This window comes from Vibrio comitans (genome assembly GCA_024346835.1).
Taxonomy (GTDB): domain Bacteria; phylum Pseudomonadota; class Gammaproteobacteria; order Enterobacterales; family Vibrionaceae; genus Vibrio; species Vibrio comitans.
Map to the genome: position 1 here is coordinate 321,113 of AP024866.1, position 24,710 is coordinate 345,822.

Consider the following 24,710-nt stretch of genomic DNA (forward strand, 5'->3'; position numbering starts at 1 on the left):
ATTATGACTATTGAACAAGTAGAACAAGAACTGCTAGCCCCTACAGGCCTTACTGAGCAGGATGTAAGCAATACGCTTTCTATGATCGCTACTCGAGATATCGATTACGCAGATGTTTATTTCCAATCAAGCTGGCATGAAACACTAGTTTTGGAAGACAGCATTATCAAGGATGGCTCATTCAACATTGATAGAGGTGTTGGTGTTAGAGCGGTAAGTGGAGAGAAAACAGGTTTTGCTTATTCAGATCAAATTCAGGCTGATAGCTTAAAGCAAAGTGCAATTGCAGCACGTGGTATTGCCAAGCAAGGGCAAACAGCTCAAGTGCAGGCATTTTCTCGACACAATTCTCATCAGCACTATTCGGGTGTAAATCCATTACAAAGTCTGGAAAAGCAACAGAAGATCGATTTGCTGAAAGAGCTAGACGTCTACATTCGTACGAAAGAGCCTTTGGTATCAGAAGTGAATATCAGTATCAGTGGTGTTTACGAGCAGGTATTGGTTGCTGCAACGGATGGCACTTATGCAACAGATATTCGTCCACTAGTGCGTCTATCTATTAGTGTATTGGCCCAGCGCAGAGAGCGTCGTGAACGTGGCTCATCAGGTGGCGGTGGTCGTTATGACTATCAACGATTCCTAGCAATGGATGGAGATAAAACTGTGGCTACGCACATGGCTGATGAGGCAATTCGCCTTGCTCTTGTTAACCTTGAATCGGACGCGGCACCTGCAGGCGCTATGCCTGTTGTGCTTGGTGCTGGCTGGCCGGGCGTGTTACTTCATGAAGCAGTTGGGCACGGTCTAGAAGGTGATTTTAACCGTAAGCAGTCATCGGTATTCTCTGGCAAGGTTGGCGAGAAGGTGACGTCAGATCTTTGTACTATCGTTGATGATGGCACCATGATGGATCGTCGTGGTTCTTTGAATATTGATGATGAAGGTGTAGAAGGGCAATACAATACCCTGATTGAGAATGGTGTTCTGAAGGGATACATGCAAGATAAGTTGAATGCTCGTTTAATGGGTGTTGCGCCAACGGGGAATGGTCGTCGTGAGTCATTCGCTCATCTTCCTATGCCTCGCATGACCAATACCTACATGCTACCAGGTCAACATACTCCTGAAGAGATCATTTCTACCGTGAAGAAGGGCATTTATGCCCCAAGCTTTGCTGGTGGTCAGGTTGATATTACGTCTGGTAAATTCGTGTTCTCAACCTCAGAAGCTTATTTGATCGAAGACGGCAAAATTACTCGTCCAGTAAAGGGCGCTACTTTGGTCGGTTCTGGTATTGAGGCGATGCAACAGGTCTCTATGGTAGGTAATGACCTACAGATAGATAAAGGCGTTGGTGTGTGTGGCAAGGCTGGACAAAGCGTCCCTGTGGGTGTTGGCCAGCCTACATTGAAGTTAGACAGTATTACGGTAGGTGGTACTGATTAGGTCGAGCGACCTCAAATCGTCATCCTGGAAGCCGCCCAGCGGCTATCCAGGACCTTAGAAAGTGCAGAACTAACTAGTTATCTATAAAATACAAGCTAGGGCTGTACCTAAGGTCCTGAATCAAGGTTCAGGATGACGTTGATTTTAAATCTTTAAACTTCTTCGTTTAACTCTTTCAGCACCTGAAAGATCTCACGATAAGCCTTAGGTGGCTTGCTCGCTTTCTTCTCTTTGTTGGCTTGACGAGCTAACTGACGTAAGCGCTGTCTGTCTGCTGATGGGAACTGGTTTAACACTTCTTCAATTGCAGAGTCGCCATTTTCAACCACACGATCACGCAACGCTTCTAGCTTATGCAGCTCAGATGAAGCCTGTGAGTGCTTGTTGCGGTGTTTATCGAGCGCAGCTTGAATTGGTTCAACTTCAATTTGTCTCATCAGCTTGCCAATGAACTGTAATTGGCGACGCTTTGCTTCTTTATTAAAACGCTGAGCATCTTTAATCGCTTCAGCTAGGCTATCAGGCAATGGAAACTTCTCCAGCACTGAAGGTTTTAAGCCTACAAGCTCTTCACCTAGCTTTTGCAGGGCTTCCATGTCCTCTTTCATTTCGGTTTTACTTACCCAAATGATTTCCTCTTCTTCTTCCCAAGGGGCTTTCTGATTTTTTCTGGCCATAATCTGCTCTTAGTTACTCAATTCTTAATGCGTATTTCGCTTAATGTCGTTTATTTTACCAAACAAAGTGGGGAGAATGCGAAAAGCTTGTTATTCTAACCTTTATTGCCTGCAAATATTTGATTTAACTATGGACGCTAGACAACAAATTGCCCAACAAAAAGTAGAATTAGAAGAAGCTGTCTCAAAAGCATTGAGTTTAGCCTCTGCCGAAGCCGATGGTGCTGAGGTTGCGATCAACAAATCTACCGGTCTCAGTGTATCCACTCGTATGTGTGAAGTGGAGAACGTCGAGTTTAATAGCGACGGTGCTCTGGGTATCACAGTTTACCGAGGTCAAAAGAAGGGCAGTGCCTCTACTTCTGACTTGAGCGAAAAAGCTATCGCGCAAACCGTGGCAGCCGCTCTAGATATTGCAAAGTATACCTCTGAAGACCCGTGTGCAGGTCCAGCTCCTGCTGAGCTTATGGTCAAAGAGATAAAAGACCTGGATCTTTTCCACCCTTACGAGCCAGACCCTGACCAAATAGCTCAAATCGCCATTGAGGCTGAACAAGCGGCACTTAGCTACAGCGATAAGATCAAGCAAAGTGATGGTGCAAGCTACGATACTCACTATGGTATTCGAGTGTACGGCAACTCTCACGGCGTGTTAGCTAGCTATCCATCTAGTCGTCATAGCGTAAGTTGCTGTGTGATTGGTGCAGGCGCTACCGGCGATATGGAGCGTGACTATAGCTATAGTGTGGCGCGTCGTGCTGAAGATCTGTGGTCAGCGAAAGACGTTGGTTTGAAAGCGGCTCAAAGAACCGTAGACCGTCTCGATGCTCGTCAAATTGAAACCGGTGAATATCCGATTATGTTTGCGGCGGAAGTTGCAACAGGCCTGATGGGCCACTTGGTCACAGCAATCAGTGGTGGCAGTTTGTATCGTAAGTCTTCTTTCTTACTGGATCATCTAGGCAAGCAAATATTGCCAGAGTGGTTCAATATCAATGAGAAACCACATCTGCTGCGCGGTTTAGCATCAACTCCGTTTGATAGCGAGGGTGTACAGACCAAAGATTACGATATCATCACCGATGGCAAGCTTGCGACCTATCTACTAACGAGCTATTCCGCACGTAAACTGGGTATGACCACAACTGGGCATGCTGGTGGTATTCACAACTGGTTTGTTCAATCTACAGGTCAAGATTATCAAGCGATGCTCAAAGAGCTAGACACAGGTTTCTTGGTCACTGAGTTGATGGGACAGGGCGTTAATGGCGTAACGGGTGATTACTCTCGCGGTGCGGCAGGCTTCTGGGTTGAAAATGGCGTGATCCAATACCCTGTATCAGAGGTCACAATCGCTGGTAACCTAAAAGATATGTTCCAGAAAATTGTTGCCGTAGGTAACGATGTGGAGACTCGCTCTCAAATCCAAACAGGCTCGATGCTGATTGAATCGATGAAGGTTGCAGGCGCTTAAGCCCAGTAATCAGTGACAGAAAAACGAGCCGTTTGGCTCGTTTTTTATTGGATTAAATTTGATATTTAAGGGCGAACTATAAAGAGATTTAAGCTGAAAAATTAGATTCAGTTATCTTGATGCCCTTATAACCAAATTCCTACAGCAAAAACACTGTCGCTAAACCAAGGAATACCGATAGGCCAATAACATCAGTAATGGTTGTTAGGGCCATACCCCCCGCTAGCGCAGGGTCGATATTCATCTTTTTCAGCACAATCGGTACGGTTACACCGGCAACGCCCGCTATGAATAGATTGGTTAGCATAGCTGCTGAGATGATCATGCCTAGCATCCAATCACTCTTCCAGAACACAACAATTGCACCAATGATCAGAGCCCATAGGATGCCGTTTAAGAAGCCAATAGCAGCCTCTTTCATCAATAGTTCTTTGCGGTTACTGTCACCGATATGACCTAATGCCAAGCCACGAATAACCAGCGCCACGGTTTGGTTGCCGGCAACACCGCCCATTGATGGCACGATAGTCATTAAGATAGCAATCGCTGCCATTTGCTCGAGGGTTGCCTCAAACATGTTTGAAACAGAAGCTGCAGCTAATGCAGCTAGAACATTCGCTCCGAGCCATACGCTTCGGCGACGCGCTGACTTCACTACAGGAGCAAAGGTATCTTCGTCATCATCAAGACCAGCCATACTCATCATTGAGTGCTCGGCGTCTTCACGAATAATATCCACCACGTCATCGATAGTGATACGGCCGACTAGGTGTTGATTCTCATCGACCACAGGGGCCGATACCCAGTTTCGACGCTCAAACAGACTAGCAACATCGGTATCACTGAGGTCAACAGAGATCGCCTCATCGGCATCTTCCATTACGTCAATGACGGGAATGTCGGGCTGAGTAGTCAGCAGTGTAGTTAGTGATAGGTTACCGATGAGTCGATCATCATTATCAATAACATAGAGGGTATCCGTTGCCTCGGGCAGTTCGCCTTTCATTCTCATGTAGCGAAGCACTACGTCAATATCGACATCACCACGAATAGTGGTTACGTCGGTATTCATTATCCCGCCAGCGGTATCTTCTGGATAAGAAAGGGCAGTTTCAACGCGAAGTCGATCCGCTGCATCCATTTGGCCTAGAACTTGCTGTGAGACGTCATCTGGCAGGCTTCGAAGTACGTAGGCGACATCATCGGTATCCATACCCTCGGTGGCTTCTGCAAGCTTACCAGGGGCCATTTTGGAAACGAGGTTATCTTTAACGTCTTCGCTTAATTCATCAAGAATCTCACCGTAGTCTTCGGGATCGGTGAGTTGCCACAATACTTCACGGCTTTTTCTTGGAGAGGCTTCGAGGAGATGTGCAATGTCCTCTGGCTCCATACTTTGCAGTTGGCGTCGTACGAAGACAAAGCGACCGTTATCCAGTGCATCACTAACTTCTTGGAGCGTTTGGTGGGCTTGATCAAACTCGATCTGTTCCGCCATTATTTGCCTCCGTTAGTTTTTTGTTCACTGAATAGTTTAATAGAAGGATATTAGCTTATTTTATTCAAGGGGTTAATAAGTTATTAGGGCTAAAAGAAGAAATTAATTTGAGTGGACGAAAACTATTCGTCTTCCTCAAATTTACCTTCGATAAGAGAGCAAATAGCGTCAAGAGCTTGCGATGCATCAGCACCGTCTGCAGTGACAGTCACGTGTTCACCTTGAGCTGATTCTAGCATTAGCAAGGCCATAACACTGTCTGCTTCGGCGCTACTTTCTTCGTTGTGAACACTGACTTTTGCATCGAAGCTTTGCGCTAGCTCTACCAATTTAACGGCAGCGCGCGCATGTAAGCCTAGTTTATTGACGATGAGCAGGGTGCGAGACTCTGTCATTGGCTTTTCTCCAATTCGTTGTGACGAATTAGGACGTGTTGGCCTTGATTTTGAAAGTATTCACCGATTTGTTGTGTCAGAAAAACGGAGCGATGCTTACCGCCAGTACAGCCTATAGCTACGGTAAGATAACTGCGATTATTCTTCTCTAGAGACGGCAACCAGCGTTCAATGAAAGTTTGTATTTGCTGTTTGAGTTCAACCACATCTTCAAAGCCAAATAGGTAGTCCTGAATAGGTTTATCTAAGCCCGTGAGAGGACGTAATTCAGGCTCCCAGTGAGGGTTGGGCAGGAATCGAACATCAAACACATAATCCACATCAGAAGGTAGGCCGTGTTTGAAGCCAAAGGATTGGAACACCATCACCAACTCTTGACCATCGCGACCCAAAATACGCTTGCGCACCATCTCACTCAATTCATGAATAGAGAGTTTACTGCTATCGGTGACCAAATCAGCTTGCTCTTTAAGCCCTGAGAGAAGTCGCTTCTCTTCCACTATGGCTTGTTGCAACGAGCGTGAATCTTCAACGAGAGAGAGTGGGTGGATCCTTCGGGTTTCACTGTAACGCTTAACCAGTGTTTCTTCATTGGCTTCAAGGTATAACACTGTTACCTGAACTGAATCATCAAGGGTGGTCAGTACCGCAGCCACTTGGCTAGGGTTTGTCGGTAGGTTGCGAATATCTATGCTTACGGCAACTCTTCTCTGTTGTGGGCTCAAGCCATCAACAAAGGCGCTAAGTAGCGTTACCGGAAGGTTATCAACACAGTAGTAGCCAATATCCTCTAGGGCACGTAAGGCTACACTCTTGCCACCACCGGAGTTACCGCTGACAACAACTAGCTGGCGTGGTTCGGACATGCTTTTATTCCTTTGGGCACTCAATCGATTCGGAGATCATGATCTCGAATAGCTCTTCGTCGGACTTGGCATGACGAAGCTGCTTGAGAACTTTCTTGTCGTTGAGTCGTTCAGCCATACAAGAAAGCGTTTTAAGGTGTTCTTTACACTGGTCTTCAGGGACAAGTAGCGCAAATAACAGGTCAACCGGACGATTATCGATGGCATCAAATTCAATGGCTTCATCACACTGTAGTAGTACAGCAATCGCCTTGTCTGAATTACTCATGCGCGCGTGAGGAATAGCGATTCCGTTGCCTATGCCTGTACTACCTAGTTTTTCTCTGCCCAGCATACATTCAAATAGGTCTGTTGAATCATGACCTGTGTGTGTAGCTGCAATTTGGCTGATGAGTTCTAGTGCGCGCTTCTTACTCGTACAATGGACTGCACTTTTAGTGCAGTCCAACGACAATACTTCATTAATTTGCATGGTTAGTGATTACTTAACTTTTCTTTATGCTTGGTCAGCTGGCGTACTAGCTTATCAACTAGTGCATCGATAGCTGCGTACATGTTTTCTTCTTCTGCAGCAGCGTGAATATCGCCTTGGCTAACGTGTAGTGTGGCTTCTGCGATATGATTAACTTTCTCGAGTTTTAGGATCACATGCACATTGGTGATGTGCTCGAAGAAACGCTCTAATTTTTGAAACTTGGTATCAACGTACTCTTGAAGTGACTCAGTAAGCTCTACATGGTGGCCTTTGATATTGATTTGCATAAGCGTTCCTTCTAGTGATGCCTAAACTAGGCGTTTTCGCTGACTCGATGGGGCAATACCTAGTGATTCACGGTATTTTGCCACGGTGCGTCTTGCTACCTTCACCCCTTGTTCAGCGAGTAGGGTGGCAATTTTGTTATCGCTCAACGGTTTGGCGCTATTCTCTTCGGCTACCAATTTTTTGATTAATGCTCTGATAGCTGTTGAAGACTTGTCCTCACCTTCATCATTGCTGACGTGACTTGAGAAGAAATATTTTAGCTCAAAAATACCGCGCGGTGTGTGCATATATTTCTGAGTTGTGACACGTGAAATAGTCGATTCGTGCATATCAATAGCTTGCGCGACGTCGTTCAATATCATCGGTTGCATTGCTTCTTCACCCTTGTCGAAAAACTCTTGTTGGGTCTCGACGATGCATCTTGCGACTTTGAGCAGAGTATCATTACGACTCTCTAAACTTTTAATTAGCCACTTTGCTTCTTGAAGCTGGTCTTTGATGTATTGATTGTCATCGCTATTTGCACCAGTGATGGTCGCGTAATGCTGGTTAACTTCTAGCTTAGGCGTACTCGTATTATTGAGAAAGACCGTCCACTTACCATTCACTTTGATCACGTTGACATCCGGTATCACATACTCGATGTCGTTTTCACCAATTTGGCTTCCTGGTCGCGGATCTAACTGCTGAATAAGCTGTAAAACCGCGATCAAATCACTCTCTTTGAGCTTAGTTTCTTTAACGATCATTTTGTAGTCGCGATTGGCTAAATGATCGATATAGTTTTCTAAGATCTCGCAAGCCTGTTGCTTACGTGGAGTGTCGTCAGGTAGAGCATTCAGTTGCAGCAACAAACACTCTTGTAGGTTACGCGAGCCCACGCCTAAAGGCTCAAATTGTTGAACACGTTTGAGTACTGCTACGGTTTCATCTTCTTCGATATCAGGAAGAGACAAGCTCGCAGTAATATCGGCAGTGGAAAGGGTTAAAAAGCCTCTGTCATCGATAGCATCAATAATGGCTATCGCAATAGCGTGGTCAGTCTCGGTAAAGGGAGTTAGCTCTAGTTGCCATAACAGATGATCATAAAGGCTAGTTTGAGTCTCGCCTTGATAAATTGGTAATTCATCATCCGCTGCGATGCCGGTATTACCAGAGTTAGAGCTGTAAACATCTTCCCAAGAAGTATCCATCGCCAAGTCTTCACTAATGGAATTAGCTGCCATCAGTTCAGCGCTATCTTGAGCACTTGCTTCTGTTACGGTTTCTGTGGGTGTTTCTTGCGATGATTCTGTTTTTTCGTCTGTTTGGTTATTGTCTTCTACAACTTGAAGAAGTGGATTGGAATCTAGGGCTTCCTGAATCTCTTGCTGAAGCTCAAGGCTCGACAATTGCAGCAGTCTAATGGCTTGCTGCAACTGAGGGGTCATTGCGAGTTGCTGACCGAATTTGAGTTGTAATGCCGCTTTCATGATAATGAGTCGCCCGAAACGAACCGTCTATAGACGGAACTGTTCACCCAGGTAAACTTTCTTAACCTGCTCGTTGCTTAGGACTTGCTCAGGGGTTCCTTCTGCTATTAGGTGTCCTTGGCTAACAATGTATGCGCGTTCACATACGTCTAGGGTTTCACGCACGTTGTGGTCTGTGATGAGAACACCTAGGCCACGGTCTCTTAAATGTTCAATGATCTTTTTGATGTCGATGACGGATATTGGGTCTACGCCAGCAAACGGTTCATCTAACAAGATAAACTGTGGGTTTGCTGCTAGTGCTCTGGCGATTTCTACGCGTCGACGTTCACCACCAGAAAGTGCCATGCCGTTACTTTTACGAATGTGCTGAATATTAAACTCGTCGAGCAATTCTTCTAGCTTCTCATCTCGCTCTTGTTTGGATATTTCATTGCGAGTTTGCAACACAGCATAGATGTTATCTTCAACAGAAAGCTTTCTGAATATAGACGCTTCCTGAGGCAAGTAGCCGATACCCATTCTAGAGCGGCTATGCATAGGAAGAATACTAATGTCTTGGTCGTCAATGAGGATTTGGCCTTCATCGCGAGCCACTAGACCTACTATCATGTAAAACGATGTCGTTTTGCCTGCACCGTTAGGGCCTAGTAGGCCAACAATTTGTCCTGATTCTACTTGCAGACTCACGTCAGCAACCACTTTGCGGTTTTTGTAGCTTTTCGCTAGGTGTTCAGCTTTGAGTATTGCCATAGGTTGACTATTTCTTCTCTTTTGGCTGTTTAGGTTGTGGCTGTAATACCGTTGAAACTCGAGAGCCTTCGCCACTTTCAGCGATCATTTTCTCGGTAGTGATATGGTATTTGATGCGCTGACCACTAATGGTGCTGTCATCCTGAGCCAGCATCGCCTGCTTGACCATAGTTAATTGGTCTTCTGCCATGTTGTAGTAAAGTTCTTCTGCGTGACCGCGAATGGTTTTACCATCATCAGTAAGCTGAGAGAACTTAGCTAGCTCTCCATAGGCTTCGATTTCTTTGATTGAGCCATCTTCGGGGTTACGGAATACAATGACTTTATCACCCTCAACGTTGATGCTTCCTTGGCGCATTTTTACATCGCCAATAAAGGTCACTTTGTTGCTCTTCATATCGAGGTGCTGACTGTCTGAGTCGATGTAAACCGGCTGCTCTGAATCTGTTGATAGCGCGAGAGCAGCAGGAGACAGCAATATTCCTAGTAAAAGACTAAGGCTGAGAGTTTTCATAGATCCCTTGTACACTATTGAATAACACCGCTTCGTTATCATCCAGATTTCCCTCCATTGCTTGGCCAATATTCACAAACTGTGGCCCTTCGAGAGTAACCTGAACATCAGAGTTGAAGTCTTTGGTGTCCAGTTCAATAGTCATTTTGTCTGTAGTTAATGTTTCAAAGCTGGCGTCGGGAAGCAAGTTGGTCGCAATGACATTGCCTTCCAGCGTCAGGTGATGATTGTTATCTAAAACGGCTTTATCTGAAACTACTTGCCACTCTTCGACAGTCCCCTCACGATACACATACATCACGATGTTATCAAATAAGGTGTCACCACTGTCGGCATAATGGTCAAGCTTCTCTGAGGTGATCTTGTAATTACGAATACCCTCTTGGTTATAATTGGTATTCGTGACCAATCGCCCAGTAAACATCGGCAGCTCGGCACTAGGCTCGACCTGAATAACCACTTGTTCTTGATTTGTCAGTAGGTAGTAACCGGAAAAACAGATAACTCCGATTAGCACTATCTGAAAAATGCGAGAACCCGTCATATGCTCAAGCCTTTGTGTTGCTCAAGTTCACCTCTAGCTTCCTGGATGAGATCGCAGACTTCGCGTACTGCACCGTGTCCGCCTTTAATCTTGGTCACGTAGTTGGCACGCTGAACCAGCAATGGGTGCCCATCATTGACGCAGACTTTAAGGGCAACCTTGTCCATCACGGGCCAATCGATGAGATCATCACCGATGTACCCAGTATGTTCTGGCTGGATACCTAGTTTATCAACGATGTCGTTGTAGGCTTTGATTTTGTCATCTTGGCCTTGATAGATAAGCGATATACCTAAAGCGCGCATGCGGTTTTCAACGATTTGTGAGCGGCGACCTGTGACGATGGCAACTTCAATACCCGCGTTCATAAGCGATTTCACGCCATAGCCATCACGGGTGTGAAAGGTTTTTAATTCTTCACCATCATTGCCCATGTAAACAAGACCGTCAGAGAAGACGCCATCCACATCACAGATGAGTAGTTTGATCTCTTTTGCTATGGCAAAAACAGGTTTTGAAACTGGACCGTATAGAGAGTTGACCATTTCAGTCATGAATTACATTACTCCGGCTTTAAGAAGGTCGTGCATGTTGAGGGCACCAACCAATTTATCATCTTCACATAGTAACAAGGCCGTGATGCTGCGTTGCTGCATCATATTTAGCCCTTCAACTGCCAATAGAGATGGCGAGGCAAAGCTTGGGTTCTTTGACATTACATCACCAATCTCGGTGCTGTGGATGTCAATACGCTTATCTAATAGGCGTCGCAAATCACCATCGGTGAATATACCTAGTATTTTGTCCTGATCATCAACAATCGCCGTCATGCCTAAGCCTTTTTGGCTGATTTCAATCAGGGCATCTTTAATCAAAGCATCTGCTTTAACTTTAGGAACTGCTGAGCCAGTGTGCATAATGTTTTCTAATTTTAATAGCAACTTGCGCCCTAGTGCACCACCCGGATGAGAAAGTGCAAAGTCCTCAGCAGTAAAGCCTCTTGCTTGCATTAGAGCCATAGCCAAAGCATCGCCCATAACTAGGGTTGCTGTGGTACTGCTAGTCGGTGCCAACTCTCTTGGGCAAGCTTCTTGAGGCACGGCAATACACAGGTGAATGTCACCCAGCTTAGCCATATTCGAGTTTGGCTTACCCGTCATGCTAATGATCTGGATGTTCAACCGTTTCAATACCGGGAACAGCGATAGAATCTCAGAGGATTCACCAGAATTGGAAATGGCGATAACAATGTCCCCTTTAGCAATCATGCCAAGGTCGCCGTGCGCCGCTTCTCCAGGGTGAACAAAAAAGGCAGAGGTACCAGTACTCGCCAGCGTTGCTGCAATCTTGTTGCCTATATGGCCAGATTTGCCCATTCCCATTACCACGACCTTGCCGTGTTTGTTTTCTAAAATGGCATCACAGGCACGATTGAAATCGGCATTAAAATATTGAGATAGCTGAGTCAGTCCTGCAATTTCTATATCTAGAACTTCTTGTGCAGCTTTTTGATAGTCAAATTTTGAAGACACGGTTGATTCCTTTGATACTCAATTCTACACGTTCATGATCAAGTAGCCTTGATAGGCGATAAATAACAGGAACAGAATACTACCTTCAATTCTGTTAATGCTTCTGGACTTACCGAGTGCCATGACCACCAATAGCAAAGAAACACCCAGCATCACCCAAAAGTCGCGATTCATCGCATCTTCGTTAAGAAATGATGGATTAAGAAGACCTGGAATACCCATTACAGCAAGAATGTTAAATACATTTGAGCCGATGATGTTACCCACTGCCATGTCATCTTCGCCTTTCATCACACCTGCAAGCGAGGCCGCTAGTTCAGGCAGGCTGGTACCAACGGCGATAATAGTTAGGCCAATAACCAAGTCACTCATTCCAAAGTACTTAGCAATGATCACAGCGTTGTTGACCAGCAGATCCGCTGAAATAGGTAAAACTATGAGACCGACAACCACCCAAAATGCGGCTTTCTTATTGTCGACGCCATCAGGAACTTCAGATTCTTGCTCGCTGATCATGGTGTCGCCCTTGAGCTTTTCTGCGCGCGAGATACGAAGCATAGTGATGATGAATGCGGCGAACAGAACAACCAGCAATACACCTTCCATGAAGCCTAGGTAGTGATTCCACATGATGCCGCCGGCAATCAAGGTCACACCTATCATTAGAGGCAGCTCACGACGTAAAACGCCCGAGCTTACTGAAAGAGGTTTAACAAGCGCTGTAATACCGAGGATAAGGGCTATATTGGCAATGTTCGAGCCCAGTACATTACCTACCGCAGTATCGGTTTTGCCTTCTAGAGCAGCGGTTGCAGATACCATCATCTCAGGAGCAGAAGAGCCCATAGCAAGAATGGTCATACCGATGACGAGAGGAGAAATTCCGAAGTTTCTGGCCAGCGCTGCGGAACCGAATACCAGTCTATCGGCACTCCATACCAGCATGATTAAGCCGACGACAAGAAGACAAATCGCTACGATCATTATTGGACTCTTTATTAATTGATGCGAGTTAAACAGTGATTTTGACGTTAAGCTGTCAAAAAGGGAAGATTTTAGACAAATTATTTACACATAAGTCTAATAAAATTCCTATGATTAAGTCGAGCAACTAACTGATTTATTCAACCTTTTTAATATATTGCGCGTGCATAGTCTGGACAAGGAGTGTCGATGGCTGAACCAAATCCTAAAATCATTCTCAATAATGTCACCTTCTCGCGTGGCAATAGGGTGATTTTTGATGACATCAGTTTATCCATTCCTGAAGGAAAAATTACCGCTATTATGGGGCCATCGGGCATTGGTAAAACCACATTATTGAAGCTAATTGGCGGGCAGATACAGCCAGATAGTGGAGAGATATGGTTTGAAGACAATAATATCCCAGCCTTGAGTCGAGGGCAGCTATACCAAACCCGAAAGAAAATGAGCATGCTGTTTCAATCGGGGGCACTTTTTACCGATTTGACGGTTTTTGACAACGTAGCCTTTCCAATTCGTGAACATACCGCTCTGCCCGAATCGCTCATTCATACCATTGTACTTTTAAAGCTAGAAGCGGTTGGCTTGAGAGGAGCTGCAGGCTTGATGCCTAGCGAGCTGTCTGGAGGAATGACGCGAAGAGTTGCTCTAGCTCGAGCGATAGCGTTAGACCCTGAAGTGGTTATGTACGATGAACCTTTCGTGGGGCAGGACCCTATTACAATGGGTGTATTGGTTGAGTTGATTCAAAAGCTAAATCAAGCCTTAGGTATTACCTCTATCGTGGTGTCTCATGATGTACCCGAGGTTATGAGCATTGCTGACTATGTGTATTTGATGGCAGACAAGAAAATTATTGCCAAAGGGCAGCCTAAAGAGATCGAACAGAGCGCCGATCCAAGGGTTCAGCAGTTTTTGCAAGGAAATGCAGATGGTGCGGTGCCCTTTGCATTTCCTTCACGGCAATTAGAGAAGGATCTGTTTCTACGATGATGTCTAAAGTGGTTAACAAGGTTGCTGATTTTGGCGCTTCAGGAGTGAGGCTAAGCCGCTCTTTTGGCAGAGCGACCTTTATGATGCTCGGTGCATTATTGAGTAAGCCGGAACCGTTAAAGAGCTTCCCTCTGCTAATTAAACAGCTTCATTCAGTCGGGGTGCAATCCTTGGCAATCATTATGGTGTCAGGGCTGTTTATCGGTATGGTTTTGAGCCTTCAAGGCTATGTGGTGCTAGTTGATTATGGCGCAGAGGGAAGCCTAGGGCAGATGGTTGCCTTATCTTTATTGCGAGAATTAGGTCCTGTAGTAACAGCGTTACTGTTTGCTGGGCGTGCAGGGTCTGCATTGACCGCTGAGATAGGCTTAATGAAGGCAACTGAGCAGTTATCGAGCCTAGAGATGATGGCAGTAGACCCGTTAAAGCGCATTATCAATCCAAGGTTTTGGGCTGGCGTGATTTCGATGCCACTGCTTACTATGATCTTTATTGCTATTGGCATCTTGGGTGGTCAGTTGGTCGGTGTTGATTGGAAGGGCATTGATCACGGAAGTTTTTGGTCGGCAATGCAATCCTCTGTGGAACTTGGCCGAGATATTGGCAATAGCCTAATAAAATCTGTGGTATTTGCTATCACTGTAGTTTGGATCGCTTTGTTTAACGGCTATGACGCTGTGCCTACTTCAGAGGGCATCAGTCAAGCAACTACTCGCACAGTAGTGCATTCCTCTCTAGCCGTGTTGGGGCTGGATTTTGTGCTTACCGCATTAATGTTTGGAAGTTAAGTATGAGTCAATCAAGGAAGTTAGAATTTTGGGTCGGTAGTTTTATGATCCTTGGCATCATTGCGGTGCTTTTTATGGTGTTTAAGGTTGCCGATGTAAAATCGCTAGGAAACCAAGACAGTTATAAGTTAAGAGCGTATTTTGACAATATAGGTAGCCTCAAAGTGCGTTCTCCCGTCAAGGTTGGTGGGGTGGTCGTGGGGAGAGTATCGGATATTAGCCTAGACACCAAATACTATACTCCCATAGTGACCCTCTCGATTGGTGAAAACTATGGTCACTTCCCTGATACCTCAAGTGCACACATATTGACTTCAGGCTTAATAGGAGAGCAGTACATTAGTTTGATACCTGGCTTTATCGATGAGGATGTAGAGTTACTCGAAGATGGTGACCTGATTGAAGATACTAAATCGGCACTGGTGCTAGAGGATCTGATTGGACAGTTTTTATATAGCGTTGGTGATGGTTCAGGAGAATAAGTATGAAATGCATTCTTAGATTTATCTCATTGATTTTAATGCTTTGTTCACCGATTGTCTGGGGTGCGACCATAGATAAGACTCAGCCATATCAGATGATGGAACAGGTAGGGAGCAATACTTTCGATCGACTCAAAAGCGAGCAAGCTCAACTAAGAGAGTCTCCGGATCAACTCAAGGTTGTGGTAGAAGAAGAACTAATGCCCTACGTAAATGATCGCTATGCGGGATTAAAGGTATTGGGGAATCACCTGAAAAGAGCGGATAAAGCCGAAGTCGCAGACTTTTTGGTAGCCTTTCGCGAGTATCTTGTAACCTCATACGCACAGGTGCTTACTCAGTATAAAGACCAGCAGATAAAATATTCGAAGCCAAAGCCGATAAGGGATGATCAGCGTATCGTTTCTATCCCAGTAGAAATAGTGCAAGGCGACCGCCCGCCTATTAAGATTGAATTTAAGTGGCGTAAAGATAAAAAAACTGGGGAGTGGCAAGCCTTTGACATGGTTGCTGAAGGTGTCAGTTTGATATCCAGTAAACAGTCAGAGTGGGGCGGAAAGATCCGTACTGATGGTCTACCAGCCGTTACGGAAGAGTTGGCTAGGCTAGCTAAAACTCCGATTCGTTATGAGTCAGTCAATTAATGAAAAATAACGTAACTTGGACAATCATCGATGAAAAGCATGCTGAAATAACAGGCGTACTTAATCGAAACACAGTTCCACAGCTATGGTTGCAGGTTTCTGCGTGGCAACCTAGCTCAGAACGGTTAGATATTGACCTAAAACAGATATTAAATTCCGATTCTGCGGCGATGGCACTCATTCTGCACTTAATTGAACATGCAAAAAATTGTAACTGCCATATAATGTTGCGATCTGTACCAAATAAACTGCTTACACTATTTGAAGTAAGTAATGCAATGCCGTTACTGGCGGGGCATATAGAAATCGAGATTGAGGGTAAAAGTGGATAGTACACAAGTTAAGAAATTGCTCGACGACGCGTTGCAGCTAGCAGAAATTCATGTGAAAGGCGAAGGTAGCCACTATGAGGTCATTGCCGTTGACGAATCTTTTGAAGGTATGAGTCGTGTTAAAAAGCAACAGCTTATCTATGCACCTTTGATGGAGTATATCCAACGTAATGATATCCATGCGGTATCAATCAAAGCTTTTACTCCTGATGAGTGGCAGCGCGATAAAAAACTCATGTCGCTTTAAGGAAAAGTCATGGAAAAATTCCGAGTAACTGGATCGTCAGCACCACTCAGTGGTGAGGTTTCGATTTCTGGCGCTAAAAATGCGGCCTTACCTATTTTATTCTCTGCAATATTGGCAGAAGAGCCTGTAGCGTTGCACAATGTTCCTAAACTTCGTGACATCGATACAAGCATGGCACTACTGCAACAGTTGGGTGCAAAAGCATCGCGCGATGGCGATACCACTACCTTGCTGGTGGATTCATCTGAAATTAACGAGTTCTGTGCGCCTTACGAGCTAGTCAAAACCATGCGAGCATCTATTTGGGCATTAGGCCCTCTAGTGGCAAGATTTGGTGAAGGCCAAGTAAGTTTGCCGGGTGGCTGTGCTATCGGCGCGCGTCCAGTGGATTTGCATATTCAAGGTCTTGAGCATCTTGGTGCAGAAATCACTCTAGAAGATGGCTATGTTAAAGCTAAGGTTGATGGACGCCTAAAGGGCTCACACATCGTGATGGATAAAGTGAGCGTAGGCGCCACTATTACCATTATGAGTGCTGCAACACTAGCTGAAGGAACTACGGTTCTAGACAATGCTGCTCGTGAACCAGAGATTGTTGATACCGCTGAATTCCTAAATACCTTAGGTGCAAAAATCACGGGTGCAGGTACAGATACAATTACTATCGAGGGCGTAGAGCGTCTTGGTGGTGGTGAGCATACCGTTGTTCCTGATCGCATCGAAACGGGTACCTTCCTTGTTGCAGCTGCTGTATCAGGTGGCAAGGTTGTGTGTCGTAATACTCGTGCGTCTTTACTAGAGGCTGTTTTAGCTAAGCTAGAAGAGGCGGGTGCTAAGGTTGAGACCGGCGAAGATTGGATCTCTGCTGATATGACTGGTCGTGAGCTCAAAGCTATCACTGTTCGTACGGCGCCACACCCAGGTTTCCCTACAGACATGCAAGCGCAGTTTACTCTGCTTAACATGATGGCCAAAGGCGGTGGTGTCATCACCGAAACCATCTTTGAAAACCGTTTCATGCATGTGCCTGAATTACAGCGTATGGGCGCAAAAGCAGAAATCGAAGGTCACACAGTAATTTGTGGCGACAGCGATGAGCTAAGTGGTACTCAGGTTATGGCAACAGATCTTCGTGCATCAGCGAGCTTAGTTATTGCTGGCTGCATCGCTAAGGGTGAAACTATAGTCGACCGTATTTACCATATTGATCGCGGTTATGATCGCATTGAACATAAGCTCAGCTTGTTAGGTGCTAATATAGAAAGATTTAGTGACTAATTACGATATTTAGATGCTATTTCAGGCCGAAACCTTATGGTTTCGGCTTTTTTATTTGGTAGACTTGTGGAGTCAAGCTCCGCTGCTGACAGCGGGTGCATGCAATGAGTCTAAGCCCTAGGAAAACATGGGCACAACCTTCTTAAAGAACAGTGTCCCCGAGATTTGGATATCTTGGGTATAACAATATAACTGCGAAGGATATCGCTAGGAATGAAACAATGATTGCTTTACTGCGCATAGTTATGGTCGCAATTTTTGCTGTACTGATGTTTGTGTTTGGGTGTGGTTACTGCCTATTTAGCCCAAGAAACCCAAAACACGTGTTCACCCTTGGTCGATACTTTGGTGCAATGCACCGTGTGTTTGGTGTTAAATTAGAATTGAGACTGCCGAAAGATGCTTACACGCGTGGTCAGGCTGTATACATTGCAAACCATCAAAACTCTTGGGATCTTTTCACTGTATCTTCTGCGGTAACACCGAGTGTGGTGACTGTGGGTAAGAAAAGCCTATTATGGCTGCCTCTGTTTGGTCAGATCTACTGGCTAACAGGTAACATTCTTATTGATAGAGCCAACCGCTCTAAAGCAATGGGTACTATTGATCAAGTGATCGATAAAATGAAGGAAAGCAGCCTTTCTGTATGGATGTTCCCTGAAGGCACTCGCTCTCGAGGTCGTGGTTTGATGCCGTTTAAGACTGGAGCATTTCACGCGGCAATTGGTGCAGAAACACCGATTATTCCAATTGTATGTAGTACCACTCAAGATAAGATCAAACTAAACCGCTGGAATAACGGTCATGTGATTATCGAGATGCTACCACCGGTGGATACTTCACAATACAGCAAAACCGATGTGCGCAAATTGGCAGAGCTTTGTCGTGGTCAGATGGAAGAAAAACTAAAAAGCTTAGACGAAGAAGTCGATGCAAGAAATGCCGCTGACGGCGTGAAAAACTAAACAATAAAAAAGGGAGCTTCGGCTCCCTTTTTAGTCACTAGCAAATAGTCTTATTTGCGAACCGCAATAGCTTCGATCTCGATGCCTACATCTTTAGGAAGACGCGCAACCTCTACACATGAGCGTGCAGGGTAGTTAGCTACATTGTGCTCATCGAAGAACTTGCCATATGCTTCGTTGACGGTACCAAAGTCATTTAAGTCTTTTACAAAGACCGTCATCTTAACGATGTCGGTAACACTTAGACCTGATGATTCAACTACAGCCTTAACGTTTTCTAGAGACTGTCTCGCTTGCTCTGCAATATCAGAAGACACTTCGCCTGTCTCTGGGTTTACAGGGATCTGACCTGAAGTCATTACCATGCCGCCTAGGTCAACACCTTGAACATAAGGGCCGATTGCTGCTGGAGCATTGTCAGTATGCAGTACTTTCGTCATTTTCATTCCATTTCTATTTTGTTTTTGCGAATACTAGTTATAACTCAGTGACCACTTCACGTGAATACACTTTTTCACAGTATTTACATTTCAAACGAATGCTGTCTTTCTTTTCAACCACATTGAACTGACTTTCAACAGGCTCTCCGTGGGTAATACAGTTGCTGTTAGGGCAAGCAAATACACCACGAACTTGGCTTGGCAGCTCTAGCTCCAGCTTCTTTACCACCTTGTAATCTTCAATCTGATTGACTGTCGCGTAAGGGGCGTAAAGGGCTAACTTGCTCGCTTGCTCTTCATTGATGAATACGTTCTCAATCTTCAGGATGTCTTTCGCGCCCAGTGCCGATGAAGGCAGGTTTAGGCCAATGGTGACTCGCTCGTTCGACTTCTGCATTGAGAATAGCTTCAGTACTTTGATACCTACGTGTGCAGGAATATGGTCGATTACAGTACCGTCTTTAATCGCTTCAACTTGTAATTGAGTTGGTTTAGTCATGGTTAAATCTCCTCTATTACAGGGTTTGGTTTAGAACTAGTGCTAGCAGGGCTTCACGGGCATACACACCATTTTCAGCCTGGGTAAAGTAGTAGGCGTGAGGTGTTTTATCGACATCTACGGTGATTTCATCAACGCGAGGTAGAGGGTGTAAAACCTTTAGGTTTTCACGTGCCTCTGTTAACTGTGCTGCTGTGAGAATATAAGCTGACTTGATGTGAGCGTACTCTGATTCGTCAAAACGCTCTTTTTGAACGCGAGTCATGTACAGGATATCTAGCTCAGGAATGACGCTTTCCATATCGGTATGCAGGCTATATTGAATGCCTGCTTCATCTAGCTCTTCACAAATGTAATCCGGCATAGCTAAAGCTTCAGGTGCGATAAAGTAGAAGCGAACGTTATCAAACTTAGCCAATGCTTGAGTAAGAGAGTGTACGGTACGACCATATTTAAGGTCGCCGACAAAAGCCACGTTAAGGTTATCTAAACGGCCTTGGGTTTCGTAGATTGAGAATAGGTCTAGTAGAGTTTGTGTAGGGTGTTGGTTTGAGCCATCACCAGCATTAATCACTGGTACACCATTGGAAAACTCTGATGCTAATCGAGCTGCGCCTTCTTGAGGGTGGCGCATTACAAACGCGTCAACATACGTTGATATGACCTGTACTGAGTCTGCTAGGGTTTCACCTTTCTTTGCGAGTGAGGTGTTACCGCCGTTGTCGAAACCAATGACACTGCCGCCAACGCGTTGAATTGCAGTTTCAAATGATAGACGTGTGCGCGTAGAAGGCTCAAAAAAGCAACTAGCGACAACCTTGTTCTTTAGTAGTGTAGGCATAGGCTCTGATTTGAGTTTTCCTGCCGTTTGCACAATAAGCTCAAGCTCTTCGCGGTTTAGCTCTGGAATGGAGATGATGTGCTTATTGAAAAGCGTGTTTTGCATGGTTTCTTCCCCTGATAGTACGCACAAAAAAGCCCCCCTAAAAAGGGAGGCTAGAATCAATTCTGAATGAATAGGAGTGGAACACGGCGCTGGCAGTGTTTCTTAGTCACGTTTTGATTGCCACGGTGTAGCATACAACCCTCCTATTTATCGTTTGGGATTATACGCGCTAGGTATGCAATCGCAAGCGTTTGCGTCAGAATTATTGACCTAGGGTTGCAACCATTACAGCCTTGATGGTGTGCATACGATTTTCCGCCTCATCAAACACAATTGAGTGCTCAGACTCAAACACTTCATCGGTAACCTCAAGACCTTGCATACCATATTTAGCAGCTATCTCTTTACCTACAGTGGTTTGGTCATCATGAAAAGCAGGTAAGCAATGCATGAACTTAACGTGTGGATTACCGGTTGCCTTAATTGCATCCATATTCACTTGATAAGGCTTCATTACGGCAATGCGCTCTTCCCAAGCTTCAGCAGGCTCACCCATAGAGACCCAGACATCAGTGTACAAGAAATCACAGCCTTCTACGCCAGAGACAACATCCTCAGTGAGGGTGATCGTCGCCCCACTGCTTTGGGCGATTTCCTGACATTGTGCGAGGAGCTCTTCTTCTGGCCAGTAGGCCTTTGGTGCAACCAAGCGAATGTCCATCCCCATTTTTGCTGCGCCCACAAGTAATGAATTACCCATGTTATTACGCGCATCTCCAAGGTAGGCAAAGCTAATTTGATGAAGCTGCTTTCCGCGCGCATGTTCTTGCATAGTTAAGAAGTCTGCCAAGATTTGCGTAGGATGAAACTCGTCAGTTAGACCATTCCAAACTGGTACGCCGGCGTATTCCCCTAGCTCTTCGACAATAGCTTGACCGAAACCACGATACTCGATGCCATCATACATACGTCCGAGGACGCGAGCGGTATCTTTCATCGACTCTTTGTGACCAATTTGAGAACCAGATGGGCCTAAATAAGAAACCTGAGCGCCCTGATCAAAGGCTGCTACCTCAAACGCACAGCGTGTTCTTGTAGAAGACTTTTCAAAAATAAGAGCGATGTTTTTCCCTTGCAGTCGCTTTTGCTCTGTACCTGCATACTTAGCTTTTTTTAGGTCGGCAGAAAGGTCTAATAAGAACTGAATCTCTTTTTGAGTAAAATCTAAAAGTTTTAGAAAGTTACGGTTTCTTAGGTTGTAGGCCATACGGGTTCTCTCATTCGGTGTTATGTATGTTTTATTGCATACAAATTCTATTAAATCAAATATAAACTCATTTAGATCGCATCCCTTTCAATAGGACAGCTCATGCAGCGAGCGCCGCCACGCCCTCGACCGAGTTCGTTCCCAGGAATGGATATGACTTTGATACCGGCTTGTTCATACTTTTCATTGGTATAGACATTGCGTTCATAACCAATCACGACACCAGGCTTCACGGTTAACACGTTATTGGCGTCATTCCACTGTTCACGTTCGGCTTCATAACTGTTGCCTCCTGTGGTCACTATCTTCAGCTCTTGCAAACCCAAGGCATCTTTTATAGCGCTAGCGTATGAGTCAGCCTGAACAGCGTGTACACGGCCTTTATCTGATGGAGTTAGAACCCAAGTCTCCAGAGAGGAATTAATGACTTCTGGATAGATAGAAAAGGTATCCACATTAAGTTGGGTCATTACTGTGTCGAGGTGCATGCATGAACGGGTCTTAGGCAGTCTTAATGCGATGACTTGTGTTGCTTGTCCTGTCTCAAAAAGTCGATGGGCTAAGTTTTCGACGCCCTGCGGGGTAGTGCGCTCAGACATTCCAATCAACACGCTACCTCGGCCAATCACTAATACATCACCCCCTTCGATATTGGTGTTGTCGTAGTGCTCATTTTCATTTCCAAGATAGTTTTCAAAGCTTTGCGTGGCGAACGTAGGGTGCCAACGATAAATAGCGCGAAGATGGTTGGTTTCTCTCTTTCTGGCTTTTTTCATCATTGGATTTAACGAAACACCACCATAGATCCAGCATGAGGTATCGCGCGTGAATAAGTGGTTAGGCAGTGGATCAATAACAAAATCGAGAGCCTTGTGCATCTTAGGCAGTATAGACGTAGAGGTTATGGATAGCTCTGAGTAGGCTAGGCCACCAGTGAGAACTGTTGCAAGATGATCGTTGTCCATGTCAGCGAGGTGCTCACGGAGTTCATTGGCAAAGGTTGGGCCGTATCGATAATCTGAAATTTGATTTTGTAATAGCCATCGCTTGGCTTCAGGGATTGCGAGAGTCTCGGCTAGAAGGTCGTGTAGTAGTAATACATCAACATCTTGGTCTCGCAGCGCTTGAGCAAAAACATCATGTTCTTCACCAGCAGCTTCTACCGCCAGTACATCATCGAACAATAAATCTTGGCAGTTTGAGGGTGTTAAGTGGGTGAGAGCCCTTTCTGGGCGATTAAGTAAAACACGGCGCAGTTGTCCCACCTCTGAACCGACGTACAGCTTACTCATTATGCATCCTTTCTCATTATGACCCACCCTTTATGACAAGGTTGGAGTGAAGTTGCAAGTTACAGAGGTAAGCGAGGAGGATAATTGAGAAATCTCCCCCTAGATTGAGCCTAGATATGGTATTTCGTGTCGAACCGTGCCATATTTCGTCGGTATATAAATCTATTATTTTTACCTGTTCGGGAGCACACCCATGTCACAAGTGGAAGAGTATCTATCAGTCGAAGAACTTATCGAATTTCAGAAAGAAGAGACGCGCGACATTATCGCCGCTTTACTTGAAGACGGTAGTGAACCTGATGCTTTGTATGAAATTGAACATCACCTTTTTGCTGAGGATTTTGAGACTCTAGAAAAAGCGGTTGTTGAAGCCTTCAAGATGGGTTTTGAGGTTCTAGAAGCAGAAGAAACCGAAGACGAAGATGGCAAAAAGCTATTGTGCTGTGATGCAACAATGACTTGTGCACTAGATCCTGAGTTGATCGATCAGCAAGTTGAGAAGCTGATTAACCTTGCTGAAAAGTACGACATTATTTATGACGGCTGGGGTACATACTACGAGGGCGAAGACGCACTTGTTTATGACGAAGAAGATGATGAAGACGAGTAATCGTTGCCTGTCTATCTAACTGAAAAAGCTCGCTATTTAGCGAGCTTTTTTGTACCTACTACAAAGATTGGCTATGGCGATTACGCATGACTTAGTGTTGGTTGTGTGAAGTACTTACCCCATACTCGCTCATGGAAATAATAAGCTGCTGTATTGATGGTTGGCTCGACTAAAGCTAGCAAACCTCCCGCCAAAGCATCTCCAGAGATTAAGTACACAACAGTAAACGCTACACTAAAGTGAACAACGGCAAAGCTGGTGGTTTTAATCTGTGAAAACGCCTGCTTTGCTTTTAAGTAAGGTACTGAATTCCAGACTTTTTCATGAAAGTAAAATGCCACAGTGTTAACGCTAGGCTCAATCATTGCAATTAGACTACCTAGGATTACATCACCCGTAAGAACGTAAGCCACGGTGAAGGCAATTGAGAAGTGTAATACTGCAAAGCTAAGTGTCTTTTTCATTGTAGAGCCTATAGTGTTTTTCTTTGTTGAGAATAGTATTGATAATTATTCTCATTTGGTCAATGGTTATTTTTTAATTAGTTTGATAGGGAAAAACAATCAAGGTATTGAGTGCGTGTTAAAGGCACGCAATGTGCGACCTAAGATTCCGGCTCACTGGCCGGAATGACGGTTCTCTCGAGGTAGGGAGGCACTACCAATATAACTATTTGGCACCGTTATTCTGGACTTGATCCAGAACCTTAGAGAGTGCTTAAGACACACAATGTGCGACCTAAGATTCCGGCTCGATGGCCGGAATGACGGCTCTCTAGAGGTAGTAGGGTACTATCAAATATAACTATTTGGCACCGTCATTCTGGACTTGATCCAGAACCTTAGAGAGTATTTAAGGCACGCAATGTGCGACCTAAGATTCCGGCTCATTGGCCGGAATGACGGTTCTTTCGGGGCGGGAGGTACTACCAATATAACTATTTGGCACCGTCATTCTGGACTTGATCCAGAACCTTAGAGAGCACAAAAGCTACCTGAGACAAATAACTCATAGCGCACCAAACATGAGCAACTAGCAGAGCAAATCAGGCACAAAAAAAGGGCTG

General features: G+C 45.0%; 30 protein-coding genes. 11 read left to right on the plus strand and 19 right to left on the minus strand.

The window, feature by feature from the left end; translation table 11 throughout:
• Positions 1-3 precede the first annotated feature (3 nt).
• The gene (gene tldD / locus OCU46_RS01525; protein ID WP_141273043.1) at positions 4-1,449 is read left to right on the plus strand and encodes a metalloprotease TldD; all 1,446 of its coding nucleotides are present in this window, start codon (positions 4-6) and stop codon (positions 1,447-1,449) included.
• Between the two features lie 152 nt (positions 1,450-1,601).
• Here tldD and yjgA read toward each other — a convergent pair whose 3' ends face one another.
• A complete protein-coding gene (gene yjgA, locus OCU46_RS01530) occupies positions 1,602-2,126 on the minus strand; it encodes a ribosome biogenesis factor YjgA (protein WP_141273045.1) in 525 nt (174 codons plus the stop codon).
• Between the two features lie 130 nt (positions 2,127-2,256).
• On the opposite strand from yjgA, the gene pmbA reads away from it, so the two are divergent.
• Positions 2,257-3,600, plus strand: a complete 1,344-nt coding sequence (pmbA, locus tag OCU46_RS01535) for a metalloprotease PmbA (protein WP_141273121.1) — start codon at positions 2,257-2,259, stop codon at positions 3,598-3,600.
• Between the two features lie 139 nt (positions 3,601-3,739).
• Here the strand turns inward: pmbA and mgtE are convergent, their stop codons facing one another.
• From mgtE to OCU46_RS01595, 12 genes are all read right to left on the minus strand, one after another.
• Entirely contained in the window at positions 3,740-5,098 is a 1,359-nt protein-coding gene (mgtE, locus tag OCU46_RS01540) for a magnesium transporter (protein WP_141273047.1), read from the minus strand.
• Positions 5,099-5,220: 122 nt separating this feature from the next.
• A complete protein-coding gene (locus tag OCU46_RS01545; protein ID WP_141273049.1) occupies positions 5,221-5,493 on the minus strand; it encodes an HPr family phosphocarrier protein in 273 nt (90 codons plus the stop codon).
• A complete protein-coding gene (gene rapZ / locus OCU46_RS01550) occupies positions 5,490-6,359 on the minus strand; it encodes an RNase adapter RapZ (RefSeq protein WP_141273051.1) in 870 nt (289 codons plus the stop codon). The genes OCU46_RS01545 and rapZ overlap by 4 nt, the downstream gene beginning before the upstream one ends.
• Positions 6,360-6,363: 4 nt before the next feature.
• The gene (gene ptsN, locus OCU46_RS01555; RefSeq protein WP_141273053.1) at positions 6,364-6,831 is read right to left on the minus strand and encodes a PTS IIA-like nitrogen regulatory protein PtsN; all 468 of its coding nucleotides are present in this window, start codon (positions 6,829-6,831) and stop codon (positions 6,364-6,366) included.
• Positions 6,832-6,833: 2 nt separating this feature from the next.
• Entirely contained in the window at positions 6,834-7,121 is a 288-nt protein-coding gene (gene hpf, locus OCU46_RS01560; RefSeq protein WP_141273055.1) for a ribosome hibernation promoting factor, read from the minus strand.
• Between the two features lie 21 nt (positions 7,122-7,142).
• On the minus strand, positions 7,143-8,594 hold the full coding sequence (locus OCU46_RS01565) for an RNA polymerase factor sigma-54 (RefSeq protein WP_141273057.1): 1,452 nt from the start codon (positions 8,592-8,594) through the stop codon (positions 7,143-7,145).
• A 27-nt stretch (positions 8,595-8,621) separates the two neighbouring features.
• Positions 8,622-9,347 (minus strand): LPS export ABC transporter ATP-binding protein, encoded by a 726-nt coding sequence (lptB, locus tag OCU46_RS01570; RefSeq protein ID WP_141273060.1) that lies wholly within the window; start codon positions 9,345-9,347, stop codon positions 8,622-8,624.
• A 7-nt stretch (positions 9,348-9,354) separates the two neighbouring features.
• Positions 9,355-9,861, minus strand: coding sequence for a lipopolysaccharide transport periplasmic protein LptA (lptA, locus tag OCU46_RS01575; protein ID WP_141273062.1), 507 nt, complete (start codon positions 9,859-9,861; stop codon positions 9,355-9,357).
• A complete protein-coding gene (gene lptC / locus OCU46_RS01580; protein ID WP_141273064.1) occupies positions 9,842-10,405 on the minus strand; it encodes an LPS export ABC transporter periplasmic protein LptC in 564 nt (187 codons plus the stop codon). The genes lptA and lptC overlap by 20 nt, the downstream gene beginning before the upstream one ends.
• A complete protein-coding gene (gene kdsC / locus OCU46_RS01585) occupies positions 10,402-10,959 on the minus strand; it encodes a 3-deoxy-manno-octulosonate-8-phosphatase KdsC (RefSeq protein WP_141273066.1) in 558 nt (185 codons plus the stop codon). The genes lptC and kdsC overlap by 4 nt, the downstream gene beginning before the upstream one ends.
• Positions 10,960-10,962: 3 nt before the next feature.
• Positions 10,963-11,937: an arabinose-5-phosphate isomerase KdsD gene (gene kdsD / locus OCU46_RS01590; protein ID WP_141273068.1), complete on the minus strand. Its 975-nt coding sequence runs from the start codon at positions 11,935-11,937 to the stop codon at positions 10,963-10,965.
• Positions 11,938-11,961: 24 nt separating this feature from the next.
• The gene (locus tag OCU46_RS01595) at positions 11,962-12,921 is read right to left on the minus strand and encodes a calcium/sodium antiporter (RefSeq protein ID WP_141273070.1); all 960 of its coding nucleotides are present in this window, start codon (positions 12,919-12,921) and stop codon (positions 11,962-11,964) included.
• Between the two features lie 189 nt (positions 12,922-13,110).
• Here OCU46_RS01595 and mlaF point away from each other — a divergent pair, with 189 nt between their 5' ends.
• The 8 genes from mlaF to OCU46_RS01635 all read left to right on the plus strand — a co-directional run bounded on the left by mlaF (position 13,111) and on the right by OCU46_RS01635 (position 18,650).
• A complete protein-coding gene (gene mlaF, locus OCU46_RS01600) occupies positions 13,111-13,914 on the plus strand; it encodes a phospholipid ABC transporter ATP-binding protein MlaF (RefSeq protein WP_141273072.1) in 804 nt (267 codons plus the stop codon).
• Positions 13,914-14,702: a lipid asymmetry maintenance ABC transporter permease subunit MlaE gene (mlaE, locus tag OCU46_RS01605; RefSeq protein ID WP_244311460.1), complete on the plus strand. Its 789-nt coding sequence runs from the start codon at positions 13,914-13,916 to the stop codon at positions 14,700-14,702. Before mlaF ends, mlaE begins: the two co-directional genes overlap by 1 nt.
• A 2-nt stretch (positions 14,703-14,704) precedes the next feature.
• Entirely contained in the window at positions 14,705-15,184 is a 480-nt protein-coding gene (gene mlaD / locus OCU46_RS01610) for an outer membrane lipid asymmetry maintenance protein MlaD (RefSeq protein WP_141273075.1), read from the plus strand.
• 2 nt (positions 15,185-15,186) lie between these two features.
• Complete coding sequence (gene mlaC / locus OCU46_RS01615; protein WP_141273077.1) at positions 15,187-15,828, plus strand: phospholipid-binding protein MlaC; 642 nt, start codon at positions 15,187-15,189, stop codon at positions 15,826-15,828.
• The gene (locus OCU46_RS01620) at positions 15,828-16,160 is read left to right on the plus strand and encodes an STAS domain-containing protein (RefSeq protein WP_141273079.1); all 333 of its coding nucleotides are present in this window, start codon (positions 15,828-15,830) and stop codon (positions 16,158-16,160) included. Before mlaC ends, OCU46_RS01620 begins: the two co-directional genes overlap by 1 nt.
• A complete protein-coding gene (gene ibaG, locus OCU46_RS01625) occupies positions 16,153-16,407 on the plus strand; it encodes a BolA family iron metabolism protein IbaG (protein ID WP_141273081.1) in 255 nt (84 codons plus the stop codon). Before OCU46_RS01620 ends, ibaG begins: the two co-directional genes overlap by 8 nt.
• A gap of 9 nt (positions 16,408-16,416) precedes the next feature.
• Complete coding sequence (gene murA / locus OCU46_RS01630) at positions 16,417-17,685, plus strand: UDP-N-acetylglucosamine 1-carboxyvinyltransferase (RefSeq protein WP_141273082.1); 1,269 nt, start codon at positions 16,417-16,419, stop codon at positions 17,683-17,685.
• 221 nt (positions 17,686-17,906) lie between these two features.
• The gene (locus OCU46_RS01635; protein WP_141273084.1) at positions 17,907-18,650 is read left to right on the plus strand and encodes a 1-acylglycerol-3-phosphate O-acyltransferase; all 744 of its coding nucleotides are present in this window, start codon (positions 17,907-17,909) and stop codon (positions 18,648-18,650) included.
• Positions 18,651-18,700: 50 nt separating this feature from the next.
• On the opposite strand, the gene OCU46_RS01640 is transcribed toward OCU46_RS01635, so the two are convergent.
• The 5 genes from OCU46_RS01640 to arcA form a co-directional block, all read right to left on the minus strand.
• Positions 18,701-19,090, minus strand: coding sequence for a RidA family protein (locus OCU46_RS01640; RefSeq protein WP_141273123.1), 390 nt, complete (start codon positions 19,088-19,090; stop codon positions 18,701-18,703).
• Positions 19,091-19,127: 37 nt separating this feature from the next.
• Positions 19,128-19,589 (minus strand): aspartate carbamoyltransferase regulatory subunit, encoded by a 462-nt coding sequence (gene pyrI / locus OCU46_RS01645; protein ID WP_141273086.1) that lies wholly within the window; start codon positions 19,587-19,589, stop codon positions 19,128-19,130.
• Positions 19,590-19,605: 16 nt separating this feature from the next.
• On the minus strand, positions 19,606-20,535 hold the full coding sequence (pyrB, locus tag OCU46_RS01650; protein ID WP_141273088.1) for an aspartate carbamoyltransferase: 930 nt from the start codon (positions 20,533-20,535) through the stop codon (positions 19,606-19,608).
• 202 nt (positions 20,536-20,737) lie between these two features.
• Positions 20,738-21,742, minus strand: a complete 1,005-nt coding sequence (locus OCU46_RS01655) for an ornithine carbamoyltransferase (RefSeq protein WP_141273090.1) — start codon at positions 21,740-21,742, stop codon at positions 20,738-20,740.
• 71 nt (positions 21,743-21,813) lie between these two features.
• On the minus strand, positions 21,814-23,034 hold the full coding sequence (gene arcA, locus OCU46_RS01660; protein ID WP_141273092.1) for an arginine deiminase: 1,221 nt from the start codon (positions 23,032-23,034) through the stop codon (positions 21,814-21,816).
• Between the two features lie 193 nt (positions 23,035-23,227).
• Here arcA and rraB point away from each other — a divergent pair, with 193 nt between their 5' ends.
• On the plus strand, positions 23,228-23,644 hold the full coding sequence (rraB, locus tag OCU46_RS01665) for a ribonuclease E inhibitor RraB (protein ID WP_017028806.1): 417 nt from the start codon (positions 23,228-23,230) through the stop codon (positions 23,642-23,644).
• An 80-nt stretch (positions 23,645-23,724) separates the two neighbouring features.
• Here rraB and OCU46_RS01670 read toward each other — a convergent pair whose 3' ends face one another.
• Complete coding sequence (locus tag OCU46_RS01670; RefSeq protein WP_141273094.1) at positions 23,725-24,108, minus strand: DUF2061 domain-containing protein; 384 nt, start codon at positions 24,106-24,108, stop codon at positions 23,725-23,727.
• Between the last annotated feature and the right edge of the window lie 602 nt (positions 24,109-24,710).